This is a genomic window from Rhabdonatronobacter sediminivivens, assembly GCF_013415485.1.
Classification (GTDB): Bacteria; Pseudomonadota; Alphaproteobacteria; order Rhodobacterales; family Rhodobacteraceae; genus Rhabdonatronobacter; species Rhabdonatronobacter sediminivivens.
Genome location: NZ_JACBXS010000016.1, coordinates 65,601 through 89,956, shown reverse-complemented (window position 1 = coordinate 89,956; position 24,356 = coordinate 65,601). Strand labels below are relative to the sequence as shown.

The 24,356-nt window shown below is 66.3% G+C and carries 26 protein-coding genes; 10 read left to right on the top strand and 16 right to left on the bottom strand.

Annotated features, from left to right (window positions below):
* Positions 1 to 71 precede the first annotated feature (71 nt).
* On the bottom strand, positions 72 to 2,204 hold the full coding sequence (gene scpA / locus HUK65_RS09770) for a methylmalonyl-CoA mutase (protein WP_179905977.1): 2,133 nt from the start codon (positions 2,202 to 2,204) through the stop codon (positions 72 to 74).
* Between the two features lie 99 nt (positions 2,205 to 2,303).
* Here scpA and HUK65_RS09765 point away from each other — a divergent pair, with 99 nt between their 5' ends.
* Positions 2,304 to 2,840: a DUF4174 domain-containing protein gene (locus tag HUK65_RS09765; RefSeq protein ID WP_179905976.1), complete on the top strand. Its 537-nt coding sequence runs from the start codon at positions 2,304 to 2,306 to the stop codon at positions 2,838 to 2,840.
* 82 nt (positions 2,841 to 2,922) lie between these two features.
* On the opposite strand, the gene HUK65_RS09760 is transcribed toward HUK65_RS09765, so the two are convergent.
* From HUK65_RS09760 to HUK65_RS09725, 9 genes are all read right to left on the bottom strand, one after another.
* A complete protein-coding gene (locus HUK65_RS09760) occupies positions 2,923 to 3,303 on the bottom strand; it encodes a hypothetical protein (RefSeq protein WP_179905975.1) in 381 nt (126 codons plus the stop codon).
* A gap of 36 nt (positions 3,304 to 3,339) precedes the next feature.
* Positions 3,340 to 4,347, bottom strand: a complete 1,008-nt coding sequence (locus HUK65_RS09755; protein WP_179905974.1) for a DUF6492 family protein — start codon at positions 4,345 to 4,347, stop codon at positions 3,340 to 3,342.
* Complete coding sequence (locus HUK65_RS09750) at positions 4,344 to 6,341, bottom strand: acetyl-CoA carboxylase biotin carboxylase subunit (RefSeq protein ID WP_179905973.1); 1,998 nt, start codon at positions 6,339 to 6,341, stop codon at positions 4,344 to 4,346. The genes HUK65_RS09755 and HUK65_RS09750 overlap by 4 nt, the downstream gene beginning before the upstream one ends.
* A 147-nt stretch (positions 6,342 to 6,488) precedes the next feature.
* The gene (locus tag HUK65_RS09745) at positions 6,489 to 6,695 is read right to left on the bottom strand and encodes a hypothetical protein (RefSeq protein WP_179905972.1); all 207 of its coding nucleotides are present in this window, start codon (positions 6,693 to 6,695) and stop codon (positions 6,489 to 6,491) included.
* A gap of 118 nt (positions 6,696 to 6,813) precedes the next feature.
* A complete protein-coding gene (locus HUK65_RS09740; protein WP_179905971.1) occupies positions 6,814 to 7,176 on the bottom strand; it encodes a hypothetical protein in 363 nt (120 codons plus the stop codon).
* A 72-nt stretch (positions 7,177 to 7,248) separates the two neighbouring features.
* Positions 7,249 to 7,380 (bottom strand): hypothetical protein, encoded by a 132-nt coding sequence (locus tag HUK65_RS19005; protein ID WP_268839358.1) that lies wholly within the window; start codon positions 7,378 to 7,380, stop codon positions 7,249 to 7,251.
* 214 nt (positions 7,381 to 7,594) lie between these two features.
* Positions 7,595 to 7,996 carry a DUF6497 family protein gene (locus HUK65_RS09735; RefSeq protein WP_179905970.1) on the bottom strand — a complete coding sequence of 134 codons (402 nt, stop codon included), beginning with the start codon at positions 7,994 to 7,996 and terminating at the stop codon, positions 7,595 to 7,597.
* Positions 7,993 to 8,421, bottom strand: a complete 429-nt coding sequence (locus tag HUK65_RS09730; protein WP_179905969.1) for a hypothetical protein — start codon at positions 8,419 to 8,421, stop codon at positions 7,993 to 7,995. Before HUK65_RS09730 ends, HUK65_RS09735 begins: the two co-directional genes overlap by 4 nt.
* Positions 8,418 to 9,950 (bottom strand): acyl-CoA carboxylase subunit beta, encoded by a 1,533-nt coding sequence (locus HUK65_RS09725; protein WP_179905968.1) that lies wholly within the window; start codon positions 9,948 to 9,950, stop codon positions 8,418 to 8,420. The genes HUK65_RS09730 and HUK65_RS09725 overlap by 4 nt, the downstream gene beginning before the upstream one ends.
* Before the next feature lie 180 nt (positions 9,951 to 10,130).
* Here HUK65_RS09725 and HUK65_RS09720 point away from each other — a divergent pair, with 180 nt between their 5' ends.
* The 4 genes from HUK65_RS09720 to HUK65_RS09705 all read left to right on the top strand — a co-directional run bounded on the left by HUK65_RS09720 (position 10,131) and on the right by HUK65_RS09705 (position 12,886).
* Complete coding sequence (locus HUK65_RS09720) at positions 10,131 to 10,406, top strand: hypothetical protein (RefSeq protein ID WP_179905967.1); 276 nt, start codon at positions 10,131 to 10,133, stop codon at positions 10,404 to 10,406.
* Positions 10,407 to 10,575: 169 nt separating this feature from the next.
* Complete coding sequence (locus HUK65_RS09715; RefSeq protein WP_179905966.1) at positions 10,576 to 10,731, top strand: hypothetical protein; 156 nt, start codon at positions 10,576 to 10,578, stop codon at positions 10,729 to 10,731.
* Between the two features lie 220 nt (positions 10,732 to 10,951).
* Entirely contained in the window at positions 10,952 to 11,539 is a 588-nt protein-coding gene (locus HUK65_RS09710) for an invasion associated locus B family protein (RefSeq protein ID WP_179905965.1), read from the top strand.
* Between the two features lie 45 nt (positions 11,540 to 11,584).
* A complete protein-coding gene (locus HUK65_RS09705; RefSeq protein WP_179905964.1) occupies positions 11,585 to 12,886 on the top strand; it encodes an NAD(P)/FAD-dependent oxidoreductase in 1,302 nt (433 codons plus the stop codon).
* Between the two features lie 152 nt (positions 12,887 to 13,038).
* On the opposite strand, the gene HUK65_RS09700 is transcribed toward HUK65_RS09705, so the two are convergent.
* The 3 genes from HUK65_RS09700 to HUK65_RS09690 form a co-directional block, all read right to left on the bottom strand.
* The gene (locus HUK65_RS09700) at positions 13,039 to 14,712 is read right to left on the bottom strand and encodes a bifunctional metallophosphatase/5'-nucleotidase (RefSeq protein WP_179905963.1); all 1,674 of its coding nucleotides are present in this window, start codon (positions 14,710 to 14,712) and stop codon (positions 13,039 to 13,041) included.
* 237 nt (positions 14,713 to 14,949) lie between these two features.
* Positions 14,950 to 15,570: a peptidylprolyl isomerase gene (locus HUK65_RS09695; RefSeq protein WP_179905962.1), complete on the bottom strand. Its 621-nt coding sequence runs from the start codon at positions 15,568 to 15,570 to the stop codon at positions 14,950 to 14,952.
* A complete protein-coding gene (locus HUK65_RS09690) occupies positions 15,563 to 16,063 on the bottom strand; it encodes a peptidylprolyl isomerase (RefSeq protein ID WP_179905961.1) in 501 nt (166 codons plus the stop codon). Before HUK65_RS09690 ends, HUK65_RS09695 begins: the two co-directional genes overlap by 8 nt.
* A 140-nt stretch (positions 16,064 to 16,203) precedes the next feature.
* On the opposite strand from HUK65_RS09690, the gene HUK65_RS09685 reads away from it, so the two are divergent.
* Positions 16,204 to 18,027, top strand: coding sequence for an aminopeptidase P family protein (locus tag HUK65_RS09685; RefSeq protein WP_179905960.1), 1,824 nt, complete (start codon positions 16,204 to 16,206; stop codon positions 18,025 to 18,027).
* 232 nt (positions 18,028 to 18,259) lie between these two features.
* Here HUK65_RS09685 and HUK65_RS09680 read toward each other — a convergent pair whose 3' ends face one another.
* Positions 18,260 to 18,964, bottom strand: a complete 705-nt coding sequence (locus HUK65_RS09680; RefSeq protein ID WP_179905959.1) for a corrinoid protein — start codon at positions 18,962 to 18,964, stop codon at positions 18,260 to 18,262.
* Positions 18,965 to 19,128: 164 nt separating this feature from the next.
* Here HUK65_RS09680 and HUK65_RS09675 point away from each other — a divergent pair, with 164 nt between their 5' ends.
* The gene (locus tag HUK65_RS09675; protein ID WP_179905958.1) at positions 19,129 to 20,220 is read left to right on the top strand and encodes a PA0069 family radical SAM protein; all 1,092 of its coding nucleotides are present in this window, start codon (positions 19,129 to 19,131) and stop codon (positions 20,218 to 20,220) included.
* A 72-nt stretch (positions 20,221 to 20,292) separates the two neighbouring features.
* Here the strand turns inward: HUK65_RS09675 and bmt are convergent, their stop codons facing one another.
* Both bmt and HUK65_RS09665 read right to left on the bottom strand, forming a co-directional pair.
* The gene (gene bmt / locus HUK65_RS09670; RefSeq protein ID WP_179905957.1) at positions 20,293 to 21,321 is read right to left on the bottom strand and encodes a betaine--homocysteine S-methyltransferase; all 1,029 of its coding nucleotides are present in this window, start codon (positions 21,319 to 21,321) and stop codon (positions 20,293 to 20,295) included.
* A 147-nt stretch (positions 21,322 to 21,468) separates the two neighbouring features.
* Positions 21,469 to 21,783, bottom strand: coding sequence for a DUF1476 domain-containing protein (locus HUK65_RS09665; protein WP_179905956.1), 315 nt, complete (start codon positions 21,781 to 21,783; stop codon positions 21,469 to 21,471).
* Positions 21,784 to 21,995: 212 nt separating this feature from the next.
* On the opposite strand from HUK65_RS09665, the gene purC reads away from it, so the two are divergent.
* The 3 genes from purC (at position 21,996) to HUK65_RS09650 (ending at position 24,284) form a co-directional block, all read left to right on the top strand.
* A complete protein-coding gene (purC, locus tag HUK65_RS09660) occupies positions 21,996 to 22,757 on the top strand; it encodes a phosphoribosylaminoimidazolesuccinocarboxamide synthase (protein ID WP_179905955.1) in 762 nt (253 codons plus the stop codon).
* Positions 22,758 to 22,771: 14 nt separating this feature from the next.
* Positions 22,772 to 23,014, top strand: coding sequence for a phosphoribosylformylglycinamidine synthase subunit PurS (gene purS, locus HUK65_RS09655; RefSeq protein ID WP_179905954.1), 243 nt, complete (start codon positions 22,772 to 22,774; stop codon positions 23,012 to 23,014).
* A gap of 232 nt (positions 23,015 to 23,246) precedes the next feature.
* A complete protein-coding gene (locus HUK65_RS09650) occupies positions 23,247 to 24,284 on the top strand; it encodes a zinc-binding dehydrogenase (protein ID WP_179905953.1) in 1,038 nt (345 codons plus the stop codon).
* The last annotated feature ends 72 nt before the right edge of the window (positions 24,285 to 24,356 follow it).

Genomic DNA, 24,356 nt, shown 5'->3' with positions numbered 1-24,356 from the left:
GCCCACATCCGTCGCCTCACCCGCCTCATCGCAAGAACCTGAAATCATTCAGACCATTATGAATCGGACTCTCAGACGGCGCGCGCCTCGCGGATCAGCGACAGGATGTTGCGCGCCGCGTCGGGGATATTGGTGCCGGGGCCGAAAATGGCCTTTACCCCCGCATTGCGCAGGAATTCGTAATCCTGCTGGGGGATCACGCCCCCGCAGATGACGATGATATCCCCGGCGCCTTCAGCGCGCAAAGCCTCGATCAGCTTCGGCGCCAGCGTCTTGTGACCGGCCGCCTGGCTGGAAATCCCCACCACATGCACGTCATTGTCTATGGCATCCTGCGCCGCTTCCTCGGGCGTCTGGAACAGCGGGCCCACATCCACGTCAAACCCGATATCGGCAAAGGCGGTGGCGATCACTTTCGCCCCACGGTCATGCCCGTCCTGGCCCATCTTGACCACCAGCATCCGCGGGCGGCGGCCTTCATCCTCGGCAAAGGCCTCCACATCCGCCTGGATGGCGGCGAAGCCCGCGTCGCCCTCATAGGCCGCACCATAAACGCCCGCGAGGGTCTTCACCTCGGCGCGGTGACGCCCAAACACCTTTTCCATCGCCATGCTGATCTCTCCGACCGAGGCCCGCGCACGGGCCGCTTCCACTGCCGCTTCCAGAAGGTTCCCGCCCTCGGCGGCGCGGCGCGAAACCTCCTCCAGCGCCGCATCGCAGGCCGTCTGATCACGGCTTGCGCGGATCCTCTCCAGCCGCGCGATCTGGCTGTCGCGCACTTTCACATTGTCGATATCCAGAATGTCGATCGGGTCCTCTTTCTCCTTGCGATACTTGTTGACCCCGACAATCACCTCCTCGCCCCGGTCGATCTGGGCCTGACGGCGGGCCGCCGTCTCCTCGATCCGCAGCTTGGGCATGCCGGTGGCGACGGCCTTGGTCATGCCGCCCATCTCCTCGACCTCCTCCATCAAGGCCCAGGCGGCCTCGGCCAGATCATGGGTCAGCTTTTCCACGTAATAGCTGCCCGCCAGGGGATCGACGACATTGGTGACGCCCGTCTCCTCTTGCAATATCAGCTGCGTGTTGCGCGCGATCCGGGCGCTGAAATCGGTTGGGAGCGCAATCGCCTCGTCCAGCGCATTGGTGTGCAGCGACTGCGTGCCACCCAGCACTGCGCTCATCGCCTCATACGCCGTGCGGATCACGTTGTTATAGGGGTCCTGCTCCTGCAAGCTGACGCCCGAGGTCTGGCAATGCGTCCGAAGCATCTTCGACTTGGGGTCCTTCGGCTCAAACTCCTCCATGATCCGCGACCACAACAGCCGCGCGGCACGCAGCTTGGCGATCTCCATGAAGAAATTCATGCCGATGGCAAAGAAAAAGCTCAACCGCCCGGCAAAGCGGTCCACATCCATGCCGCGATGGATCGCCGCACGCACATATTCGCGCCCGTCGGCCAGGGTAAAGGCCAGCTCCTGCACCAGGTTCGCGCCCGCCTCCTGCATGTGATAGCCAGAGATCGAGATGGAGTTGAACTTCGGCATCTCCTCGGAGGTGTATTCGATGATATCGGCGATGATGCGCATCGAGGGTTCGGGCGGATAGACATAGGTGTTGCGGACCATGAACTCCTTCAGGATGTCATTCTGGATGGTCCCCGAAAGCTTTGCCCGGTCCACGCCCTGCTCTTCGCCGGTGACGATGAAATTCGCCAGAATCGGGATCACCGCGCCGTTCATGGTCATGGACACGCTGACCTTTTCCAGCGGGATGCCATCGAACAGGATCTTCATGTCCTCGACCGAATCGATGGCGACGCCGGCCTTGCCCACATCGCCCATCACGCGCGGGTGGTCGCTGTCATAGCCGCGGTGGGTGGCCAGATCGAAGGCCACCGACACCCCCTGCTGCCCCGCCGCCAGCGCCTTGCGGTAAAAGGCGTTCGAATCCTCGGCCGTGGAAAACCCGGCGTACTGCCGGATGGTCCAGGGGCGGCCGGTGTACATGGTGGCGCGCACGCCGCGGGTATAGGGGGCCTCGCCGGGGATGGTGCCCAGATGCGGCAGCCCGTCCACGTCGTCGGCCAGATAGAGCGGCTGGACAGGGATACCCTCCAGCGTGTTCCAGGTCAGATCCTCCAGCGGACGGCCGCGCAATTCCTTTTCGGCCAGGGTCTGCCAGCGTTTCCTGTCGTCACTCATGGCGTTTTCCTTCGTTGCGGCGCGGCCTGTGACATGTTGGCCGCGGTATCTGGTGTTTTTCTCCCGAACGCCCCTATATGAGGAGAAGCAGGAGGCAGCATGAAACCGTTCTTGATCTTTGTTTTTGCAGCATTGGTGCCGCTTGCGGCACTGGCAACCGATGCCCCGGCCGAGCCGGAGCCAACGGCCGAGGATCTGGCCCCCGGGACCGAGGCCATGAGCGACGCCGCCACAACCGACACCACGGAATTGCCCGATCCCGACAGCGAGCTGCTGTTCCTGGACGCGCGCGAGATCGACGTGCGTGAGTTCATCTGGACCCGGCGGATCGTGGTTGTCATGGCCGACACACCCAATGACCCGGCGTTCGAACGCCAGCTTGAATCATTGCGCGACCGCGCCGAAGAATTTGTTGACCGCGACGTTGTGGTGATCTTTGACGCCCACCCAGAAGACAACACCGCGCTGCGGCAGGTGATGCGCGCGCGCGGTTTCATGGTCGCCATCATCGACAAGGACGGCGAGGTCAAGGCCCGCCGCCCCGCGCCGCGCAGCGGGCGCGAGTTGATGGCCGTGATCGACCGCTTTCCGCTGCGCCGGCAGGAAATACTGGAGCGCAGCCCGGCGGGACGGTAGGCGCACAGGCACAAACGGGGCGCGGCGGGGGGTGCGCCCCTCGGCGCCCCCTGGCCGGAAACCGCAGTCGGGGCAAGACCGGTCATTCGAAATACCCGATCCGCTCGGCCCAGCCGGACAGGATCCACCAACCCGGCCCGAATATCCCCACCAGCCAGAACAGGATTGCCGCCGTGGGTGTGAGCAGCCCCAGCCAGACCGCCCCGGCCAGCAGCGCGCCCAGCCCATAGACCAGCGCGCCGCCCACGGCCAGGAACTCCAGCCCCAGACGGATGCGGCTGATCAGAGGGAACAGCCCGTGGAACACCGCCATCCCGCCCAGCGGCGGCAGCAGCAGCAGGATCCATTGCCCGTCCTGCACGCCGCCGGTCAACTGCAGCAGAATGATCCAGGCCGCCACCAGCGCAACGGCGAATGTGGCCAGATAGACAAGGAACAGGCGCAGGGGGCTGCGGGTCTTCATGGGCAGGGCTCCGTTCGGCGCAGAGGGTGGGCGGGATCAGGCGGCATGGCTGGTCACCTGCGGCTGCATGGGGGCCAGGATGCGATCCAGCTCGGCCCCGTTGGCAACAATGCCGCTTCGGGTCAGCAGCCGGGTGACAATGGCATGATGGTGCGCGGCCATGCGCCGCACCGCCTGGCGGTGCAGGCCCAGGCAGGCGGCGTCTTCCGCAACCGCCTCGGCCAGGACCGATTCCAGCAGCTCCGGGTCGCCCCAGACCGTGTAGGACCGCACCAGCCCATCCGCAAAGACCTGGCGCACCCCGCCCCGAAACGCGTTGCAATAGGCGTTGATCAGCATGAATTCGGTGGCGTTGTTCAGCCGGAAGGCAAAGAAATGCTGCACCGGACCCCTGCGGGCTTCCAGATGCGCCAGGATTTCACGCAAGAGCGCGGTTTCAATGGCAAAGGGTGTCACGAAACAGGTAATCTCCTGCGCGCCGGGCCGTGCCCGCAGGCCCAGCGCCTGCTGCGAGTTGGCAAGCCATTGCGGGGTGCGCCCCTCATGCGGCAGGAACCAACTGCGCGCGCGGCCATCGGGCGTCACGAAATCATCGGCGGTAACGGGGCGCACAAGGATGTTCTTGGTATCCAGAAACACGGTCATGGCCGTGTCCACATTGCGCCCGGCGGCCAGCTTGAACGCCTGTTGCACACGCCAGCCATCGTTGCCGTTCCAGCCACCGCGATTGATCAGTTGCAGGCGCGGATAGCGCGCCACCATGCGATACAGCCAGCCGCGAGGGGTGGCGGGCGAAGCTGCGGCGCCAAAGGCCTCGGCCGCGCCCATGACGCGCACCCGGTCGGCCAGCGGGCCGTATTCCGGCACCATGGCGCGCACACGGTTCCTGACCTCGGCCTCGTTGCGGTCATTGACATAGACATGGATGGCGCTGACATCGCTGCCGCGCATGTTCCGGGCAAGCGACCGCGCCTGCAGCACCAGCAGGGGCAACTCCCCCGCATGGGCCACAGTCACCAGCGTCAGCCCGCCCGGCTGGGTCATTCGAACTCCATGATCACGTCATCCACGGCCAGCGAGGCGCCGGCTTCGGCGTTGATCTTCGCCACCCGCCCCTTGCGTTCGGCGCGCAGGATGTTCTCCATCTTCATCGCCTCAACGGTGCAGAGCGCCTGCCCCTCGAACACCTCGTCGCCCTCGGCCACGTTCAGGCTGACCACCAGCCCCGGCATGGGGCACAACAGCAGCTTCGAGGTATCGGGCGGCAGTTTTTCCGGCATCAACGCGGCCAGTTCCGCCATGCGCGGGGAAAACACCTGCGCGCGCAGGTCAGCCCCGCGCAGCCGCAGCCGGTAGCCGCCGGGGATGCGCGCGACCTTCATCACCAGGGCCGCGCCATCCACCATCAGCCGCGCCAGCGGTTGCCCCGGCTTCCAGTCCGAGGTGATGCGGTATTCAGACCCATTGAGCCGCACCGTCGCGCCTTCGCGGTCGGCATTGATGGTGACGGCGTATTCCTGCCCCTGCAGGCGGATCACCCAATCGGCGCCCACCACGCGTTCGTGGTTGTCCATGCGGCCGGAAACGCGCGCGCGCCGGATCTCGGCCACGCGGTTCATTGCGCAGGCGCTGGCGGCGACGCGGCGCAGCAGATCCTCGGGCAGTTCCGCGCCTTCAAAGCCTTCGGGGTATTCCTCGGCGATGAAGGCGGTTGTGATATTGCCCGAGGCAAAGCGCGGATGATCCATCACCGCCGAAAGGAACGGCAGGTTGTGGCCGATCCCCTCCAGCTCGAACTCATCCAGCGCCAGGCGCATTTCCTGGATGGCGGCATCGCGCGAGGGCGCCCAGGTGCAGAGCTTGGCGATCATCGGGTCATAATACATGGAGATCTCGCCGCCCTCGAACACGCCGGTGTCGTTGCGGATGGCGCGGGCGGGCTCCACCACCTCGGCGGGCGGGCGGTAGCGGCTCAACCGCCCGATGGAGGGCAGGAAGTTGCGATACGGATCCTCGGCATAGAGGCGGCTTTCGATGGCCCAGCCGTTGATCTTCAGGTCGCCTTGGGCAAAGGGCAGCGCCTCGCCCGCGGCCACCCGGATCATCTGTTCCACCAGATCGACGCCGGTGATCAGTTCCGTGACCGGGTGTTCCACCTGCAACCGGGTGTTCATCTCCAGGAAGTAGAAATTCCGCGCGCCATCGACGATGAATTCCACCGTGCCGGCGCTGGTATAGCCCACGGAGGCGGCCAGCGCGCAGGCCTGCTCGCCCATTGCCTTGCGTGTGGCTTCATCCAGAAACGGCGAGGGCGCTTCCTCGATCACCTTCTGGTTCCGCCGCTGGATCGAACATTCGCGCTCATGCAGATAGACGGTGTTGCCATGGCTGTCGGCCAGCACCTGAATTTCGATATGGCGCGGCTGGGTCACGAATTTCTCGATGAAAATCCGGTCATCGCCGAAACTGGACGCGGCCTCGTTCTTCGAGGACTGGAACCCCTCGCGCGCCTCGGCGTCATTCCAGGCGATGCGCATCCCCTTGCCCCCGCCCCCGGCGCTGGCCTTGATCATCACCGGATAGCCGATGTCATTGCTGATCTTCACAGCCTCATCGGCATCGGCGATCAGGCCCATGTAGCCGGGGACCGTGCTGACGCCCGCTTCCTGCGCCAGTTTCTTCGAGGTGATCTTGTCGCCCATCGCCTCGATCGCGCGCACGGGCGGGCCGATGAAGGCCACGCCTTCTGCCGCCAGCGCCTCGGCGAAGGCCTTGTTTTCCGACAGAAACCCGTAGCCGGGGTGCACGGCTTCGGCCCCGGTCTGGCGGATGGCCTCCATGATCTTGTCGATTACGATATAGGACTGGTTCGCCGGGGGCGGACCGATATGGACGGCCTCATCCGCCATTTCCACATGCAGGGCGTTGCGGTCGGCGTCGGAATAGACGGCGACGGTCTTGATACCCATCTTGCGGGCGGTCTTGATGACCCGGCAGGCGATCTCGCCCCGGTTGGCGATCAGGATCTTGGAGAACATGCGATGCGGCACTCCCGAAAGGTTGCAAAGAGATGGGTTCGCACGGCGCCCGGGGCGGACCCGCAGCGGCGATGCAAAAGGGGCGGCCGGGCATTGCTGCCCGCCGCCCCGAATTCCGGCCCGATACCTGACCCGGTGGTCAGGGTGTCAGCGACACTCGGCCGGATAAAGCTGGCAAAACGCGACATTGCCGCCCGCGCCGACAACGGCGCCGACCAGCGGGTCACCGCCCACGACCGCGCCGGTGACAGCGCCCGCCGCGCCCCCGAAGAGCGCCTGTTCGCCGACCGACTGTCCACAGCCCGCCAGAATGATGGCGCAGAACGCGCCGATGGTTGCAGCCTTGATCCGCATGGATGCCTGTCTCCTGCTGTTGCCTTGCGGACAGAGGATAGGGCACACGCAGCAGTTGTGCAGCCTGATGCCGCCCCGGGCCGGGCGCCATGGGCGGTGCCTTGCCGATCGGGCCCGCTCATGCGCCACCCCCATCGCCGAATATCTCGGGGAAGCTGGCGCGGGCGCGCTTGAGGTCCACGCGCAACAGGGCCTCATAGCTTTCGGGATCAAAATCGTCAGGTTCGGCGCTGACAACCTCGCGCCCGAACAGCCAGGACAAGCGGCCCGCGTCCAGGTTGCCGCGCTCGAACGGTTCTTCGCCGAAATGTTCGATGAGGGAGGCCAGGAAAAACGCGTCGGCGCGGCGGTCAGCCGGTCGCCGGTCGGCGTAGCGTTCGCGCGCGATCAGCGGGCTGGCACCCTTCTTGTTGGCGCGGCGAATGACGAATTGAAAATCGGTGCCGGGCAAGCGCCCGGGAAAGCCGCGATGCTTCAGCATGGGGCGCCCCCCCTGCATGGCTGCGGCAAGGTCGGCGCGGGGGCAGTGCGCCCCCACGCCGGGAATTCCAGATCAGCCCTTGATCGAGACCGGCTCGACGTAGATCGGCTCGGGCTGGGGTTCAACAACCGGAGCGCGATGCTTGGCGCAGGCGCCCAGCACGACGGTTGCAAGAAGGGCTGCTGCGACGGTAACCTTGGACATACGAGTCTCCTGCTCTCATGTTCCGTCCGGACGATCGTTTTTCGCGCCGCCCGGAGTTTGCGATATTGACCGATGCCGGTCATGGCATCAGGTGGCAAGATACGCGATTTCGAACCCGTGATCCACTGCATTCCTGCGTAGCCACGCCCATGTGGCGTAGCTGCACCAACTGCCCCGGCAACGGCGCGACAGACCACAAGATGCTGAGTAGCCATCAGAACTCATCCCATATGCAGTTGCCATCCTGGACCAGGAACGCCTCGAAGAACTGCACCACATCCGGGGCGGTGTGCCCGAATTCGACGGCCATGGCCATCATGGTGACGGTCACCCCATCCCAGGCGTTGCCGTCGTCTTCGATCATCGCCAGCCCCGGCCCGGCGCAGAGTGATTCCATATCAGCAAAGACCGCATCATGGTCCCGGGCATAGGCGTCATCGCCCACCGCCGGGACGACAAAGCGCAACCGCAGGGTGCCGCTGTCTTCCTCCCAGAAACTGTCATGCAGCCGGGCCTCCTGCCCTGAGGGCAGCGTCACCGACCCGGCCAGCGCGCCCCCGGACAGCGCAGCGGCGCACAGCACGCCCGCCAGCAGCAGACCCATTCGCCGACTCATGACCACACCACCATCAACGCCGCCCCCAGTCCGCTGACCCCACCGGCCCAGTAGGCCAGCGAATAATGCCAGCGCGACAGCCGGATCAGTCGGATCAACCCCTCCTCGGTGTGGGCCTCGCGCAAGCGGAACGCGCTGATCAGCCCGCGTCCGACAAGCGTCGGGCTGTCCCCCTCCATCCGCGCTGCGGCCAGCCAATAGGTTGCGTAGTTCACGATATACACCTGCCAGATGCAGCAATAGACGAAGCTCAATATGGACACGGTCGCCAGAACCCGCACCACCTCCCCTGCCCCTGCGATGGTGCCGATCTGCGTCAGCAACAACGCCAGCGGCGCCCCGGCGGCAGCCAGCGCCAGCCGCTCGCTTTCCAGCAGGCGGTCGGCGGCAAAGGCGCGCGCATCCGGGTGACCCGGCGGCGTCACAGGGGGATATTGTCGTGCTTTTTCCACGGATTGGTCAGCTTCTTGTTGCGCAGGCTTGCAAAGGCACGGCACACCCGCTTGCGGGTGGACTGGGGCATGATGACCTCGTCGATGAACCCCTTTTCGGCGGCCACGAAGGGATTGGCGAAGCGGTCTTCGTAATCCTTCGTGCGTGCCGCGATCTTTTCGGGCTCACCCAGTTCGGACCGGTAGAGGATCTCCACCGCCCCTTTGGCGCCCATCACCGCGATCTCGGCGGTGGGCCAGGCATAGTTGAAATCCCCGCGCAGGTGCTTCGAGGCCATAACATCATACGCCCCGCCATAGGCCTTGCGGGTGATGACGGTGACCTTGGGCACAGTCGCCTCGCCATAGGCAAAGAGCAGCTTGGCGCCGTGCTTGATGACTCCGCCATATTCCTGCCCGGTGCCGGGCAGGAAACCGGGCACATCCACAAAGGTCAGGATCGGAATTTCAAAGGCATCGCAGAAGCGCACGAAGCGCGCCGCCTTGCGCGAACTGTCGATATCCAGACACCCCGCCAGAACCATGGGCTGGTTGGCCACCACGCCGACGGTGCGTCCCTCCAGCCGGACAAAGCCGGTGATGATGTTCTTGGCGAATTCGGCCTGGATCTCGTAGAAATCGCCCTCATCCGCGACCTTGTGGATCAACTCCTTCATGTCGTAGGGCGTGTTGGGGTTGTCCGGGATCAGCGTGTCCAGGCTGGGCTCCAGCCGGGCGGGATCGTCGAAGAACGGGCGTTTGGGCACGCCATCGCGGTTATTCAGCGGCAGCAGGTCCACCATGCGGCGCACCTCGATCAGCGCCTCCACATCGTTTTCAAAGGCCGCATCGGCAACGCTGGATTTGCGCGTATGGGTGATGGCGCCGCCCAGTTCCTCGGCGGTGACCACCTCGTTGGTGACGGTCTTGACCACATCGGGGCCGGTGACGAACATGTAGCTGCTGTCCTTCACCATGAAGATGAAATCGGTCATGGCGGGAGAATAGACCGCGCCCCCGGCACAGGGCCCCATGATCACGCTGATCTGCGGGATCACCCCGCTGGCCATGATGTTGCGCTGGAACACATCGGCATAGCCCGCAAGGCTGGCCACCCCCTCCTGGATGCGCGCGCCGCCGGAATCATTGAGCCCGATCACCGGGGCACCGTTCTGGATGGCCATGTCCATGATCTTGCAGATCTTCTGGGCGTGGGTTTCCGACAGCGACCCTCCGAATACAGTGAAATCCTGGCTGAAGACATAGACCATGCGCCCATTGATCGTGCCCCAGCCGGTGATGACCCCGTCGCCATAGGGGCGGTCCTTCTCCATGCCGAAATCGGTGCAGCGATGGGCCACGAACATGTCGAATTCCTCGAAGCTGCCTTCATCGAGCAGCAACTCGATCCGCTCACGCGCGGTCAGCTTGCCTTTGGCGTGCTGGGCATCAACCCGCCGCGCACCGCCGCCGGCCCGCGCCTGCGCACGGCGTGATTCCAGTTCCTGAAGAATGTCTTTCATGCCAGCCTCCCAAATTCGGCGGAACAATAGGGCCAACCCTGCCGCAACACAAAGGGAAAACAGAAAATTTGCAAAGTTCGGGCGGCAACATCAGGCTAATTTGCAAACCCACGTTTGCGCCGAATCAAGGACAGCCGCGCGCGCAGGCAGTATCATCGGGCGCCAGAGGAGGAGGACCCCATGATCAATGAAAATGACATTCTGGATTTCTGTGACCTGACCCGCGCCGAAATCCACGCCATCGCACTGCATGAACACCTCAGCGAGGTCGAGGCCGCTGAGCTGGGCGATTACCTGATCCATATCCACCACGGCGCGCAAAAGGTGCAGGGGATGATCTGCGATGACATCCGCGATGCGCTGCACAAGGGGAACCTGGCCGAGGCTCGCGCACTCTACAAGACCCTGCACGAATTCCTGGCCACCCACCCCGAAGCCCTGCGCGGCAACGCCTGACGGACCACGCCCGGGCGGAATGACAGGGAACCGCCCCGCCCCGGCGCGCATTGTTAATTGCGCGTCAACCTTCGCGCATTAGTCTGAGATCATGCCCACGGAACCTTCGGGGCCACGGGCATTTTCCTCCCTGTCAGACTGGCCGCACCTTCGGGTGCGGCCTTTTTTCATGGCAGAATTCACCCTTGCACCTGTCGATGCTGCGACTTTCTTGGCCAAACGCGGCGCAGTTGCACGCCGCACGGTCAATGCTGAACAGGATCACCCTGATCCGCCGCAAAAAATTCTCACATGCCCTGTTGACGGAAAAAAACTTTACCCATAGTCTCCCGTTCAATTCGTCGGCCGGTCCGACAGGGAGCATAAAAAACCAAGATTGATGAGGGCCCTCCGGGGCCCTTTTCGTTTGCGCGGGGCGCGGCTTCGGCGGTACCCGTTCTGACCTGACAGCCTCGTGTCCCGGCAAGGGCGGACGGGGCCTGACAAGGCGCATGGACCATGCTACCCATCGGCCGAAACACGCGGCACCATAAAGGGGTGAAACCATGGCCAGAACTGCTTCTGCTCTGACATTCGCAATCGTCGCGGCGATGGGCCTGTCCGCCCATGCCCAGGACACCGAAACCGACCCGGGCCTGTCCATGGGCGATGAGATTGGCGTCGATACCGGGGCGCTGGACCCGGGCGGCATGGGCGAAAGCTATCTTGACGAAACCTTCCAGGACTGGGAGCGCGTCTGCGTGAGCAATCCCGATGGCGAAGATCCCTGCCAGATGTATCAGCTGCTGATGGATGACACCGAAAACTCGGTGGCTGAGATCAGCATCTTCCCGCTTCCCGAGGGCCAGGAAGCAGCCGCCGGCGCCACCTTCCTTGCGCCGCTGGAAACGCTGCTGACAGCCGATCTGGTGCTGCGCATCGACGGGGGCGAACCCCGGGCCTATCCGTTCAGCTTCTGCAGCGCCATGGGCTGCGTTGCCCGCGTGGGCTTCACCGCCGCCGAGATCGAGCGGATGAAGCGCGGAACCGAGGCCACCTGGCGTCTGATCCCCGCCGCCGCGCCTGATCAGGAGGTCGTGGCCACCATGTCGCTGATGGGCTTCACCGCCGCCTTCGACTCGCTTGGCCAGTAACATGCAGCGCAGCAGGCACTACCCCGGCCCGATGGCCGCGCAGGCATGATCCCCGAACTGGACGGGCTCTGGGCGCGCACGGCGCCCGCGCCCCCCGCCACGGCGCCCCTGGATCAGGACAGCGAAGCCGAGGTCGCCGTCATCGGCGCGGGCTTCACCGGGCTCTCGGCCGCGCTGCACATGGCGCGCGCCGGGGCGCGGGTCACAGTGCTGGATGCGGACGCCATCGGCCAGGGCGGCTCCGGGCGCAATGTCGGGCTGGTCAATGCCGGCCTCTGGCTGATGCCCGATGAACTGGAGGCGCGCCTGGGCCCGGACCATGGCCCGCGCCTGCTGTCGGCCCTGGGCGAAGGGCCTGCGCTGGTCTGGGACCTGGTGCGCGCGCATGGCATCGACTGCGATTCGGTGCGCAACGGCACACTCCATTGCGCCCCCGATCCCGCCGGGCTGGAGTCCCTGCGCGCCCGCGCCGCGCAATGGCAACGCCGCGGCACCGCCCTGCACCTGCTGGACCGGGACGAGACCACCGCCCGCATCGGCTCGGATGCCTTTGCCGCCGCCCTGCTGGACCCGCGCGCCGGGACCATCCAGCCGCTGGCCTATGCCCGCGGCCTGGCCCGGGCAGCCATCGCCGCCGGGGCCGTGGTCCATACCGACACGCCGGTCACCGCCCTGACCCAGGACAGCCTGCCGCAGGGCCACAATGGCCCCGGCTGGCGGCTGCAGACCCCCCACGGCACCCTGCGCGCGGCGCGGGTGCTGGTGGCCACCAACACCTATTCCGCCAGTGCGGGCGCCGCGCTGCGCGCCCATCAGAGCGTCCTGCCCTATTTCAACCTGGCCACCGCACCGCTTCCGTCCGAGCTGCGCCAGACCCTCTTGCAAGGGGGTGAGGGCTGCTGGGACACGGCCAAGATCCTGACCTCCTTTCGCATGGACGCCGAAGGGCGGCTGATCCTCGGCTCGGTCGGTGCACTGGGGGCCGCGGATGGGGCGGTGCATCGCGGCTGGGCGCGGCGACGGTTGCGCCAGTTGTTTCCGGCCCTGGCGGATGTGGCGTTTGAAACCGAATGGCATGGCCGGATCGGCAACACCCCCGACGCCCTGCCCCGCTTTCACCGGCACGGGCCGGGCATGTGGTCAATCTCGGGCTACAATGGCCGCGGGATCGCCCCCGGCACCGTCTTCGGGCAAATGCTGGGGCGGCTGGCCCTTGGCGAAACCGGCCCCGAAGCCATCCCCCTCCCGCTTCAGGACGCCCCCTCACCGGACCCGCTGCGCCACCTGCGCGAACCCTTCTGGCGCGCAGGCGCGGCCATCTGGCACCTGGGCAGCGCCCGAGGCTGAAACCCATCCACACCAACTCCTGACCGGCGTTCACGCCGGTCAGCGCCCCCGAGGCGCACAGGGTGGGTGGGTGGGTGCGGCTCGGGGGCGCTTGAACACCACCAGCCGCCCGCGCACGGACGGCTGGGTCAAATCAGGGCTGGATCAGATCACTACTGCAGGATGCGCCCGTCGATCACCGGGGCAAAGGGCTCATGCGCGCTCAGATACTGCGCCAGCACCTCGGCCATGTCGATGGCGGTGTCATAGCCGTTCATGCCCTCGGTCGCCAGCATGGCATAGCCATCCCCGCCCCCGGCCATGAAATTGTTGGTGACGATCCCATAGACCGCCTCCGGGTCGATGGGTGCCCACGCATCCCCGTCGCGCACCTCCACCTCGGAGACCCGGCCTTCATTCGGCGCCACCGACGGGTCCAGCCGGAAGCGCAACCCGGCCACTTGCGGGAAACGCCCGGCGCCGTCCTCGATCGCGTTCACCCCGTGCTCCAGTGCGGCGACCAGCGTCGCCCCCGTGACCTCCAGCGTATAGAGCGTGTTCTGGAACGGCAGCACGGTCAGCACGTCGCCCAGCGTCACCGTGCCCTCGCCCAGCGAGGCCCGCAGCCCGCCGCCATTTCCCAGCGCGATGGTGATGCCCTGCCCCTCGACCGCCTCCAGCAGCGCATCGCCAACGGTGTTGCCCATCTCGCATTCCATGGCGCGGCAGCTTTCGCGCGACCCGTCGATCCCGGCAGCCAAGGTGGCGACCGGCGTGCGCACCATCTCCTCGATCGGCTCGGCCAGCTCCTCGATCCGTGCTTTCAGATCCTCGGCCTCGGCAAAGGAGGCATCCAGCAGGATCGTATCACCCGAGGCCGCGACCACCGCGCCGTCATCCCCGAATTCCAGCTCCAGCCGCCCCAGATAGCGCGAGAACGCATAGGCCTGCACGATCGGCACCGCCCGTCCCGCGGGGCTTTCCACCAGCGTCGCATAGGCGGGCGCGTCTTCGACCGTGTTGGACAGCAGCGTATGGCTGTGCCCGCCGATGATGGCGGAAATCCCGTCCACCTGGGCCGCGATCTGCTGGTCGCGCCCAAAGCCCACATGGCTCAGCAGCAGGATCTTGTCGATCCCGTCACCGCGCACCCGGTCCACGGCCTCCTGCAGGTAGACAATATCATCGGTAAAGGTCACATGCGGCCCGGGCGAGGAGATGAAGGCCGTATCCGGCGTGGTCACCGCCAGCACGGCGATCCGTTCGCCGTCACGTTCAACCACTACATATTCGCCCAGCACATCGCCCAGCGGCCCTTCGGCCACATTGGTATTGCCGGAAATCACCGGAAACTCGGCCGTGGAGATCATCTCGGCCAGGCTGTCGGGGCCGTTGTTGAATTCATGATTGCCCAGCGCCATGGCATCGAAACCGATCATGTTCATCATCTCGATCTCGGCCCGGCCGCGATAGGTGGTGTAGAACAGCGTCCCCTGCGACTGGTCGCCCGCATCCAGCGTGACATGGGCCAGCCCGTCCCCATCCATGTCCGCGCGGTGCTCACGGATCGCGGTGGCCAGGCGCGCGGCACCGCCAAAGCAGTTGCCATCCGCCGAATCACCGTCCGAGCAGGTGGAATTATGGCGGCTGATCTCGGCCAGGCGGCTGTGCATGTCATTGATATGCAGAACACCCAACCGGAACCCGCCCCCGGCCCGCGCCGAGGTCATGGTAAAGGCGCCCGCGCCTGTCATTGCCAGGCTGGCGCCGGCCAAGGCAAGGAAACCGCGCCGACTGACGCCGCGCAGAGGTTGTCCAGCTTTATCGGCCTTGAAGTTCTTGGTCATGTCATCCCCCGGGTTGTGCCCGCCCGGTCTGGGCACCGGGCATCATGGCATTGCAGCGCCATCTTCGCCCGGTGATATGACGGCAGGATGTCACCCGGGCATCCTGGCTACAGGACAAAAGCCTAAGCGAAAGGGGACACATTGCAACGGTTTTGTAACAGAGGCCCGCGCGCTGCAACCGGGTGCCGAAACGCCGGGCAGTGACTGGGCGCCGCGGCTGTCCGCAGCGCCCGTGGGTCAGTCCTCGATCCGGACGCGGGCCATCACATCGGGGTCATCCATGACCGCCCCGTTCTGCCCGCGACCGCGCTTGATGGCGTCCAGAACCTCGATCCCGTCGATGATCTGACCCAGCGCGGTATACTGGGTGTTCAGATGTGGCGCCGGGGCGAACATCAGGAAGAACTGGCTGTTGGCGCTGTCCGGGTGCTGGCTGCGCGCCATGCCCATCACGCCGCGTTCAAACGGCAGGTCCGAAAACTCGGCCGCCAGATTCGGCAGCTCCGACCCGCCGGTGCCCACCCGCGTCAGATCGCCGCCTGCGCGGCCATGCTCCACATCGCCGGTCTGCGCCATGAAGCCGTCGATCACCCGGTGAAACACCACCCCGTCATAATCGCCCCGCTCGGCCAGGGTGACCACACGCTCCACATGCGCCGGCGCGATATCCTCGCGCAACTGGATGCGGATGGTGCCATTGGCCTCGCCTTCAACCTCGATCACCATGACCGGGCCTTCGCCGGAAATCACCGGCTCATAGGGGCCCGGGTCCGAGGCCCGCGTGGCCCCCACGTAATAGCCGCCCAGGATCATCACCCCGACCAGAAACAGCCCTGCGAATATCAGACGATCACGCATCGGCGGCCACCTTGACGCTGATCATGGCATCCGGGCTTGCGGGCGGCTCGCCACGGGTGATGGCATCCACATGCTCCATCCCCGCAATGACCCGGCCATAGACGGTATACTGGCGGTTCAGGAAATGGTTGTCGGAAAAGTTGATGAAGAACTGGCTGTTGGCGCTGTTGGGGTTCTGGCTGCGCGCCGCACCCAGGGTGCCGCGGTCATGGGGCACGCCGGAAAACTCCGCCGGAAGGTCCGGCTTGTCCGACCCGCCGGTGCCCGCGCGACCCAGATTGCCATCGGCGCGGCCATGCTGCACATCGCCCGTCTGCGCCATGAAGCCATCGATCACCCGGTGAAACACCACCCCGTCATAGGCGCCCTCGCGCGCCAGCTCCTTCATCCGCGCGCAATGCTGCGGCGCCACGTCCGGCAGCAGCTCGATCGTCACGGTGCCATCCTTCAGCTCGATGAGGATGGTGTTCTCGGGGTCCTTGATCTCGGCCATGGGTGCCTCCTGATTTGCATTTGGCCGCACTATACCAAGGGCAGGCGCGGACGAAAGGGCGTTTGCGGTCGCACGGTTGGCAATTGATCTTGACGCCCCCGGTCGATAGCACTTGTCTGTCCCACCGTGCAGGAGTCCCCATGTTCCAGAGCTTCGAGGCCACCACCCGCCCGCAGGATGGCCCGCCCCGGCTGGCAGCCCTGCGTGAGCGGCTTCTGCGCGCAGGCGTCACCGGCTGGCTCTGCCCCCGCGCCGATGCTCACCAGGGCGAATATGTCGCCGCGCGCGATGAACGGTTGGCCTGGCTGACGGGGTTCACCGGGTCGGCGGGGTTCGCCATTGTGCTGCCGGACCGGGCAGGCCTGTTCGTGGACGGCCGCTACCGGGTGCAGGCGCGGCTGCAATGCGCGGCCGAGTTCACCCCCGTCAACTGGCCGGAAACCCGGCCCGCCGACTGGCTGCGCGCCGCCCTGCCCAACGGCGGCGTCATCGGCTTCGACCCCTGGCTGCACACCCCGCAGGAAATCGAAACCCTGACCCGCGGGCTGAAGAACAGCGCCATCACCCTGCAGCCCATGACCAACCAGATTGATCCGCTCTGGGCCGACCAGCCCGGCCCGCCCGCCGGTCCGGTATTCCCCCACCCCACCGAATTCGCGGGCGAAAGCCTCGCCTCCAAATGCACCCGCCTGGCCCAGTCCCTGACCGAGGCCGGCGAAACCGCCGCCCTCCTGACCCTGCCGGACAGCATCGCCTGGCTGCTCAACATCCGCGGGCGCGACCTGCCCCGCCTTCCGGTGGCGCAATGCTTTGCCATCCTGCATGCCGGCGGCCATGTCAGCCTGTTCCTGGATGACACACGCCTGCAGCCCGGCGTGATCACGCAATTCGAAGGGATCGTCACCCTGCGCCCGCCCGAGGCGCTGGAGCCCGCGCTGCGCACCCTGGACGGGCCGGTGCGGCTGGACCCGGCCACCGCGCCCCAACGCCTAGCCGATGTGCTTACCCAGGCCGATATCGCCATCAGCCGCGCCGCCGACCCCTGCATCCTGCCCAAGGCCCGCAAGACCGAGGCCGAGATCAACGGAACCCGCGCCGCCCATCTGCGCGACGGTGCCGCCATGGCCGAATTCCTGTGCTGGCTGGACACCCGGGTCAAAGCCCTCTGCGCCGCCCCCGACACCAACCCGCTCACCGAAATCGACATCGTCCGCGCGCTGGAAGCCTGCCGCGTGGCCACCAACCAGCTTGAAGACATCAGCTTCGATACCATCGCCGGGTCCGGCCTCAATGGCGCCATCGTCCATTACCGCGTGACCGAGGCCAGCAACCGCAACCTGCGCCCCGGCGACCTGATGCTGGTGGACTCGGGCGGCCAGTACCGCGACGGCACCACCGACATCACCCGCACCATCGCCATCGGCCCCGCAGGCGAGGACGAATCCCGCGCCTTCACCCGCGTCCTGCAAGGAATGATCGCCATGTCCCGCGCCCGCTTCCCGCGCGGCGTCGCCGGGTCACATCTGGACGCGCTGGCCCGCTTTCCGCTCTGGCTGGCCGGGCAGGACTATGACCACGGCACCGGCCACGGGGTCGGCTCCTTCCTGTCGGTTCACGAAGGCCCCCAGCGCCTCTCACGCGCCGGCACCACCAAGCTGGAACCGGGCATGATCCTGTCGAACGAACCCGGCTACTACCGCGAAGGCGCCTTCGGCATCCGGATCGAAAACCTGGTGCTCGTCCAGCCCGCCCCCGCCCTCGACGGCGCCGATGACCGCGACATGCTGGCCTTCGAGACCCTCACCCTCGCCCCCATCGACCGTCGCCTGATCCGCGCTGACATGCTGACCACCGATGAACGCGCCTGGCTGAACGGCTATCACACCCGGGTCCGCAACGCGCTGACCCCGCTGGCCACCTCCGCCACCGCCAACTGGCTGCAACAGGCAACCGCACCGCTCTGACGGCTTCCCGGTCACCGCATACCAGCATGCCGCCCTGCGCCCGCAACGGAGTATGCCCTGCCACGCGGACAGCTTCGCCCGCAGCTGACATTTTCTTGCCTGAAAATACTCTCGGGGGTGAATGCGCGCGCAAGCGCGCAGAGGGGGCGGAACGCCCCCTTAACCCGCACGCATGTGCCAGAAGGCTCGCGCCCGCGGCACGCGGGCGCTCCTTCAGATCACGGGAAAACCGTCAGCCTGCGGCCATCTGGTTATGCTTGCGCGCCACGTAATCCTTGGCCATCTCCACCGCCACGGCCGCATCGCGGCAATAGGCGTCGGCACCGATGGCGCGGCCGAATTCCTCGTTCAGCGGCGCACCGCCCACCAGAACGATATATTCATCGCGGATGCCCTGCGCGACCATGGTGTCGATCACCACCTTCATATAGGGCATCGTCGTGGTCAGCAGCGCCGACATGCCCAGGATATCGGGCTGCTCGCGCTCCAACGCTTCCAGGTAGTTCTCGACCGGGTTGTTGATGCCCAGATCCACAACCTCGAACCCGGCGCCTTCCATCATCATGGCGACAAGGTTCTTGCCAATGTCATGGATGTCGCCCTTCACCGTGCCGATCACCATCTTGCCCATGCGCGGCGCACCGGTTTCCACCAGCAATGGCTTGAGGATGAACATCCCGCCCTTCATCGCATTGGCCGCCAGCAGCACTTCGGGGACGAACAGGATCCCGTCGCGGAAGTCATGGCCGACGATGGTCATGCCCGCGACCAGCGCCTTGGTCAGGATGTCATAGGGGGTCCAGCCGCGTTCCAGCAGGATGTTGACCGCCTCTTCGATCTCTTCTTTCAGGCCATCATAGAGATCGTCCATCATCTGCTGGACAAGTTCGTCGTCGTCGAGTTCGGACAGGATGATTTCGTCTTCTGTGTCGCTCATGGCGAATCTCCAAGCCTTGTTCAGGCCTTGATGCGACCGATTGCCCCGCTGGACTTGGCGGTTTGCGACATGGTCCGGTCCGGTGCCGACCTGCCTGTCCGGGGCGGCGCCGGGTGTGGCCGGAAAACCCTCGCGCAGGTTCGTGTTTCGTTCTAGGCTCGGGCATGGATTCGTCGCAGCACTCCAGACCCGCGCCCTGGCGGCGCCTGCCCGGCCGCGGGGCCAGGCTGAACATGGCCGGTCGGTTCGAGGCAACCCACCGCGACGACAGCGCCGACGGCTGGGACATCCCCGAAGAGGTCCCCCCGCTGCGCACCGAAACCCGCACGGAGCGCCCGCGCAGCATGATCGCGCGCAACCGCTCGCCCGATCTGCCCTTTGACCGCTCTGCCAACCCCTATCGGGGCTGCGAACACGGCTGCATCTACTGCTATGCCCGCCCCGGCCATGCGCATCTGGGCCTGTCTCCGGGGCTGGATTTCGAATCCCGCCTGATCGCGCGGCCCGATGCGCCGGAGGTGCTGGCCGCCGAATTGTCAAAGCCCCGCTACCGCCCTGCGCCCCTGTGCCTGGGCAGCGCCACCGACCCCTATCAACCGGTCGAGGCACGGCTGCGAATCACACGTGACCTGCTTGACACCCTGTCTGCCTTCAACCACCCGGTCACCGTGATGACCCGCGCCACGCTGATCGAACGTGATCTGGACATCCTGGCCCCCATGGCCGTGCGCGGGCTGGCGCAGGTGGGGGTGTCAGTGACCACGCTGGACCGGCATCTGGCCCGTCGGCTGGAGCCTCGCGCACCAGGGCCGGACCAGCGGCTGGCCATGGTGCGCGCGCTGGCCCGGGCCGGGGTGCCGGTGCGAATCATGGTCTCGCCCGTCATCCCCGGCCTGACCGATCATGAGGTCGAGCGCATCCTGGCCGCCGGGGCCGAGGCTGGCGCCCGGGCCGCCAGCTGGGTGCTCCTGCGACTGCCCCGTGAGGTCGCACCCCTGTTCGAGGACTGGCTGGACCGCCACGCCCCGGACCGCAAGGCCCGGGTGCTGAACCAGTTGCGGCAGATGCACGGCGGCGCGTTGTATGATGCCCGTTTCGAAACGCGGATGCGCGGGCACGGCGTGATGGCCCGGCTGCTGGCGGACCGTTTCCGCGCCGCGGCCCGGCGCTGCGGACTGGACCAGCCGCTTGCACCGCTGCGCTGCGACCTGTTCACCACACCCCCACGCCCGGGCGATCAGTTGAGCCTGTTCTGAGCTACCATGCCGCGCATGGAGCGCGGCCAGACACCCGCGCCGCAGTCGCGCCGCAGCCGGGCCAGAGGTGGATCAGTCGCGGCGGCGGCGGCGCCCCCCGGCGCGGCGGCCGGACGTGCCCTCGGGGAGCGTGTCCTCAGTCCCGTCATGGGCCGAGGAAAAGCCCCCCAGCGCCGCGGCGATCTGCTCCAGCGTCGGACGGGCGCCCGGGGCGCGGCTTTCCAGCGCGGCACGCATGGCGCGCAGGTGGTCCGGCATGGTGCCGCAGCAACCGCCGATGATCCGCGCCCCGCAAGCGCGCGCCAGCACGGCGTATTCGGCCATCAGTTCCGGCGTGCCGTCATAATGGATATGCCCCGAGACATACTTCGGTATCCCCGCGTTGCCCTTGGCGATCACCGGCAGCACCGGCCCCTGCGCCATGATCCCCAGCACCGTGCGCAGCAGATCGGACGCCCCCACCCCGCAATTGGCGCCAAAGGCCAGCGGCGGATGCGCCAGCTTGCCCACCATCGCCGCCAGATCGGCCGAGGTGAACCCCATCATGGTGCGCCCGGCGGTGTCGAAGCTCATGGTGCCGCACCAGGGCATGTCGGCGCGGGCGCAGGCTTCGGCGGCGGCGGCGAATTCCTCGGCCGCGCTGATGGTTTCCACCCAGAGCACATCGGCGCCCCCGGCCTTGAGCCCCTCGGCCTGTTCGTGGAACATCTCCACCGCCAGGTCATGCGTCAGGCTGCCCATGGGGGCCATGATGTCGCCCGTGGGCCCGATGGAACCGGCCACGATCACCCTCCGCCCGCTGGCATCCGCAACCTCACGCCCCAGGGCGGCAGCCAGGCGGTTGAGTTCCTGCACCCGGCCCTGGGCGTCATGCAGCTTCAGGCGGCTGGCATTGCCGCCGAAGGAGTTGGTGAGGAACAGATCCGATCCGGCCTCGACCGCGCCGCGATAGAGCGTGCGGATCTTGTCCGGCGCATCGGCATTCCACAACTCCGGGGCATCCCCGGATTGCAGGCCCATGTTGAACAGATTGGTTCCGGTCGCGCCATCGGCCAGAAGCCAGTCGCGTTCGGCAAGTGCGGCGCTCAGCGCGTCGGTCATGTCATGCCCTCTGGTCACTGCGGTTGAATGCGGCCCGTCAGCAGGCCGCACCGCGGTCCGCGCGGTTGCAGGTTGCATGCCACGTTTTGCGCGCCCGGGCAAACCCCGGCGGGCCGGGAAACAGGCGCAGGCCGCGTTTTTCCGGGCTCAGCCCTTCTCGACGATCTCGCACTTGGCTTCGGCCAGAAGCTCCTCCATCCTGGCGCGGATGGTGGCTTCATCGGCCTTGCCCTGCAGATCGGCCTGAACCTTGCGAAACACGTCTTCATGGCCGGCCTCTTCGAAATCGGCGCGGATCACTTCCATGGCGTAGTCCTCGGCGGCCTTGCCATCCTTGCCCAGAAGCGCGGCCGCCCAGAGGCCCAGCTTCTTGTTGCGCCGCGCAACGGCCTTGAACTGCATTTCCATGTCATGGGCATATTTGTTTTCAAACGCGCGTTCGCGCTCGTCAAAGGTGCTCATCGCTCCAAACCCCTCAGGTGCTGAACTTTCTTCTGATATGGCCAAGCGCGGCCCCTGCTGCAACCCGAAAACGGGACCGGGGCGCCATGACGCAGCCGCGCTTGCCCCATTGCACGGGTTGGCGTATAGCAGCGCCAACTCCCGTTGGCGTTCCATGTAGCCAACCCCCGTATCGCTGCGCGCGCCCTTCAGGCGCCCAACCGGAGACCGCAATGGCCCGCCGCAACAAGATTTACGAAGGCAAGGCAAAGATTCTGTATGAAGGCCCCGAACCGGGCACACTGGTGCAGTATTTCAAGGATGATGCCACTGCCTTCAACGCCGAAAAGCATGACGTGATCGACGGCAAGGGCGTGCTGAACAATCGGCTGTCGGAATATTTCATGTCCGGGCTGAACAATATCGGCGTGCCCACGCATTTCATCCGCCGCCTGAACATGCGCGAGCAGCTGATCCGCGCGGTGGAGATCATCCCGCTGGAGGTGGTGGTGCGCAACGTCGCCGCCGGATCGATCAGCAAGCGGCTGGGCATCGAGGAAGGCACCGCCCTGCCCCGCCCGATCGTGGAATTCTATTTCAAGGATGACAAGCTGGGCGATCCGCTGGTGAGCGAGGAACACATCCTGGCCTTTGGCTGGGCCACGCATCAGGATCTGGATGACATGGTGGCGCTGGCGCTGCGGGTGAATGATTTCATGTCCGGCGTGATGCTGGGCGTGGGGATCAAGCTGGTGGATTTCAAGATCGAGATCGGGCGGGTCTATGACGGGGATTTCCAGCGGCTGATCGTGGCCGATGAGATCAGCCCGGATTCGTGCCGGTTGTGGGACATGAAGACCGGCAAGAAGCTGGACAAGGACGTGTTCCGGCGCGATCTGGGCAATCTGTCGGACGCCTATACCGAAGTTGCCCGGCGTCTGGGCGTGATGCCCAATGCGGCCACGCCCATGACCAAACCGAAGCTGATGAACTGAAAGGCGCAAGAGCGATGAAGGCCCGTGTGGTGGTGATGTTGAAGGACGGCGTGCTGGACCCGCAGGGCGAGGCGGTGCGCCATGCGCTGGGCTCGCTGGGGTTTGACGGCGTGAACGGGGTGCGTCAGGGCAAGCTGATCGAGCTGGAGTTGGCAGAGACCGACCCTGCCGCCGCCGAGGCGCAGCTGCGCGACATGTGCGAGAAGCTGCTGGCGAACACGGTGATCGAAAGCTACCGGATCGAATTGCAGCCGTGATCCATTGGTGACGGGGTGCCGCGGGATGGCAGGCGGGGGAATGCCCCCTGAGCGCCGCCCACCCGCCCACCCCGCGGCCCTCAGGGGGCGTGCGGCCCGTATTGGCGGGCCGCTGGCATGTGGTGGCTGAGGTACGGAACCCGCGAAGCCGTGCCTTTGGCCGATGATTGGGGCTTGTGCCCGGCGGGACGGGCCGCGATGGTGCAGGCCTGACCAGAGGGGGAGCCTGTCCATGCGTGCCGCTGTTCTGCGCGAATATCGTCAACCGCTGAGCCTGGAGACCGTGCCGGACCCGGTGTGTGAGCCTGATGGCGTTGTGCTGAAGGTGCTGGCCTGCGGGGTGTGCCGGTCGGACTGGCATGGCTGGGTTGGGGAGCATCCGCGGGTGAAGCCGGGTCAGATCCAGGGCCATGAGTATTGCGGCGAGGTTGTTGCCGCCGGGCCGGAGTCCGGGCGGCGCGTGGGCGAGCGGCTGATCGCGCCCTTCATCCTGTCCTGCGGCACCTGCCCGTCCTGCCGCGCCGGGGCGTCGAGCACCTGTGCGGACCAGCGCTTGCCGGGGTTTGTGGAGCCGGGAGCGTTTGCGGAATATGTCTCGGTCCCGCGGGCGCATAACCTGTCGGAACTGCCCGAGAGCATCTCGCCCATGCTGGCCGCCGGACTGGGCTGCCGGGTCACCACCGTCTGGCATGCGCTGACCGACCGCGCCGCGCTGGCGCCGGGCGAATGGGTTGCCATCCACGGGACCGGGGGGATCGGGTTGTCGGCGCTGCTGCTGGCGCAGGCCATGGGGGCGCGGGTTGTTGTGGTCGATGTGGTGCCTGAAAAGCTGGACCATGCCCGCGCCCTGGGCGCCGAGGTTGCGGTGGATGCCCGTGACGGCCGGGTGGCCGAGGCGATCATCGAGGCCACGGGCGGGGGTGCGCATGTGTCGATCGAGGCGCTGGGGATCGAGGCGACGACCAATGCCTCGATCGAGTGCCTGCGGCCGTTGGGGCGGCATGTGCAGGTGGGGATGCCGGTGGGGCATACCGCCCATATGCGGATCAACATGAACGCCGTCTACATGAAGAACCTGGCGCTTTATGGCACACGCGGGATGCCGGGGTGGAAATATCCCTCATTGCTGGGGCTGATCACTGCCGGGCGGGTGGATCTGTCGCCGCTGGTCGCGCGCGAGGTGCCGCTGTCAGCGGCCAGCGCGGAACTGGCGGCGTTCGACGGGCCAACGCCGCCGGGGGTGGCGGTGATTTCGGATTTCAAAGGCTGAGCCGATTGCCACCGGGGTTCGGGGGCGCTGCCCCCGTCCCCGCAAGCGGGGACTCCCCCGGGATATTTTTGC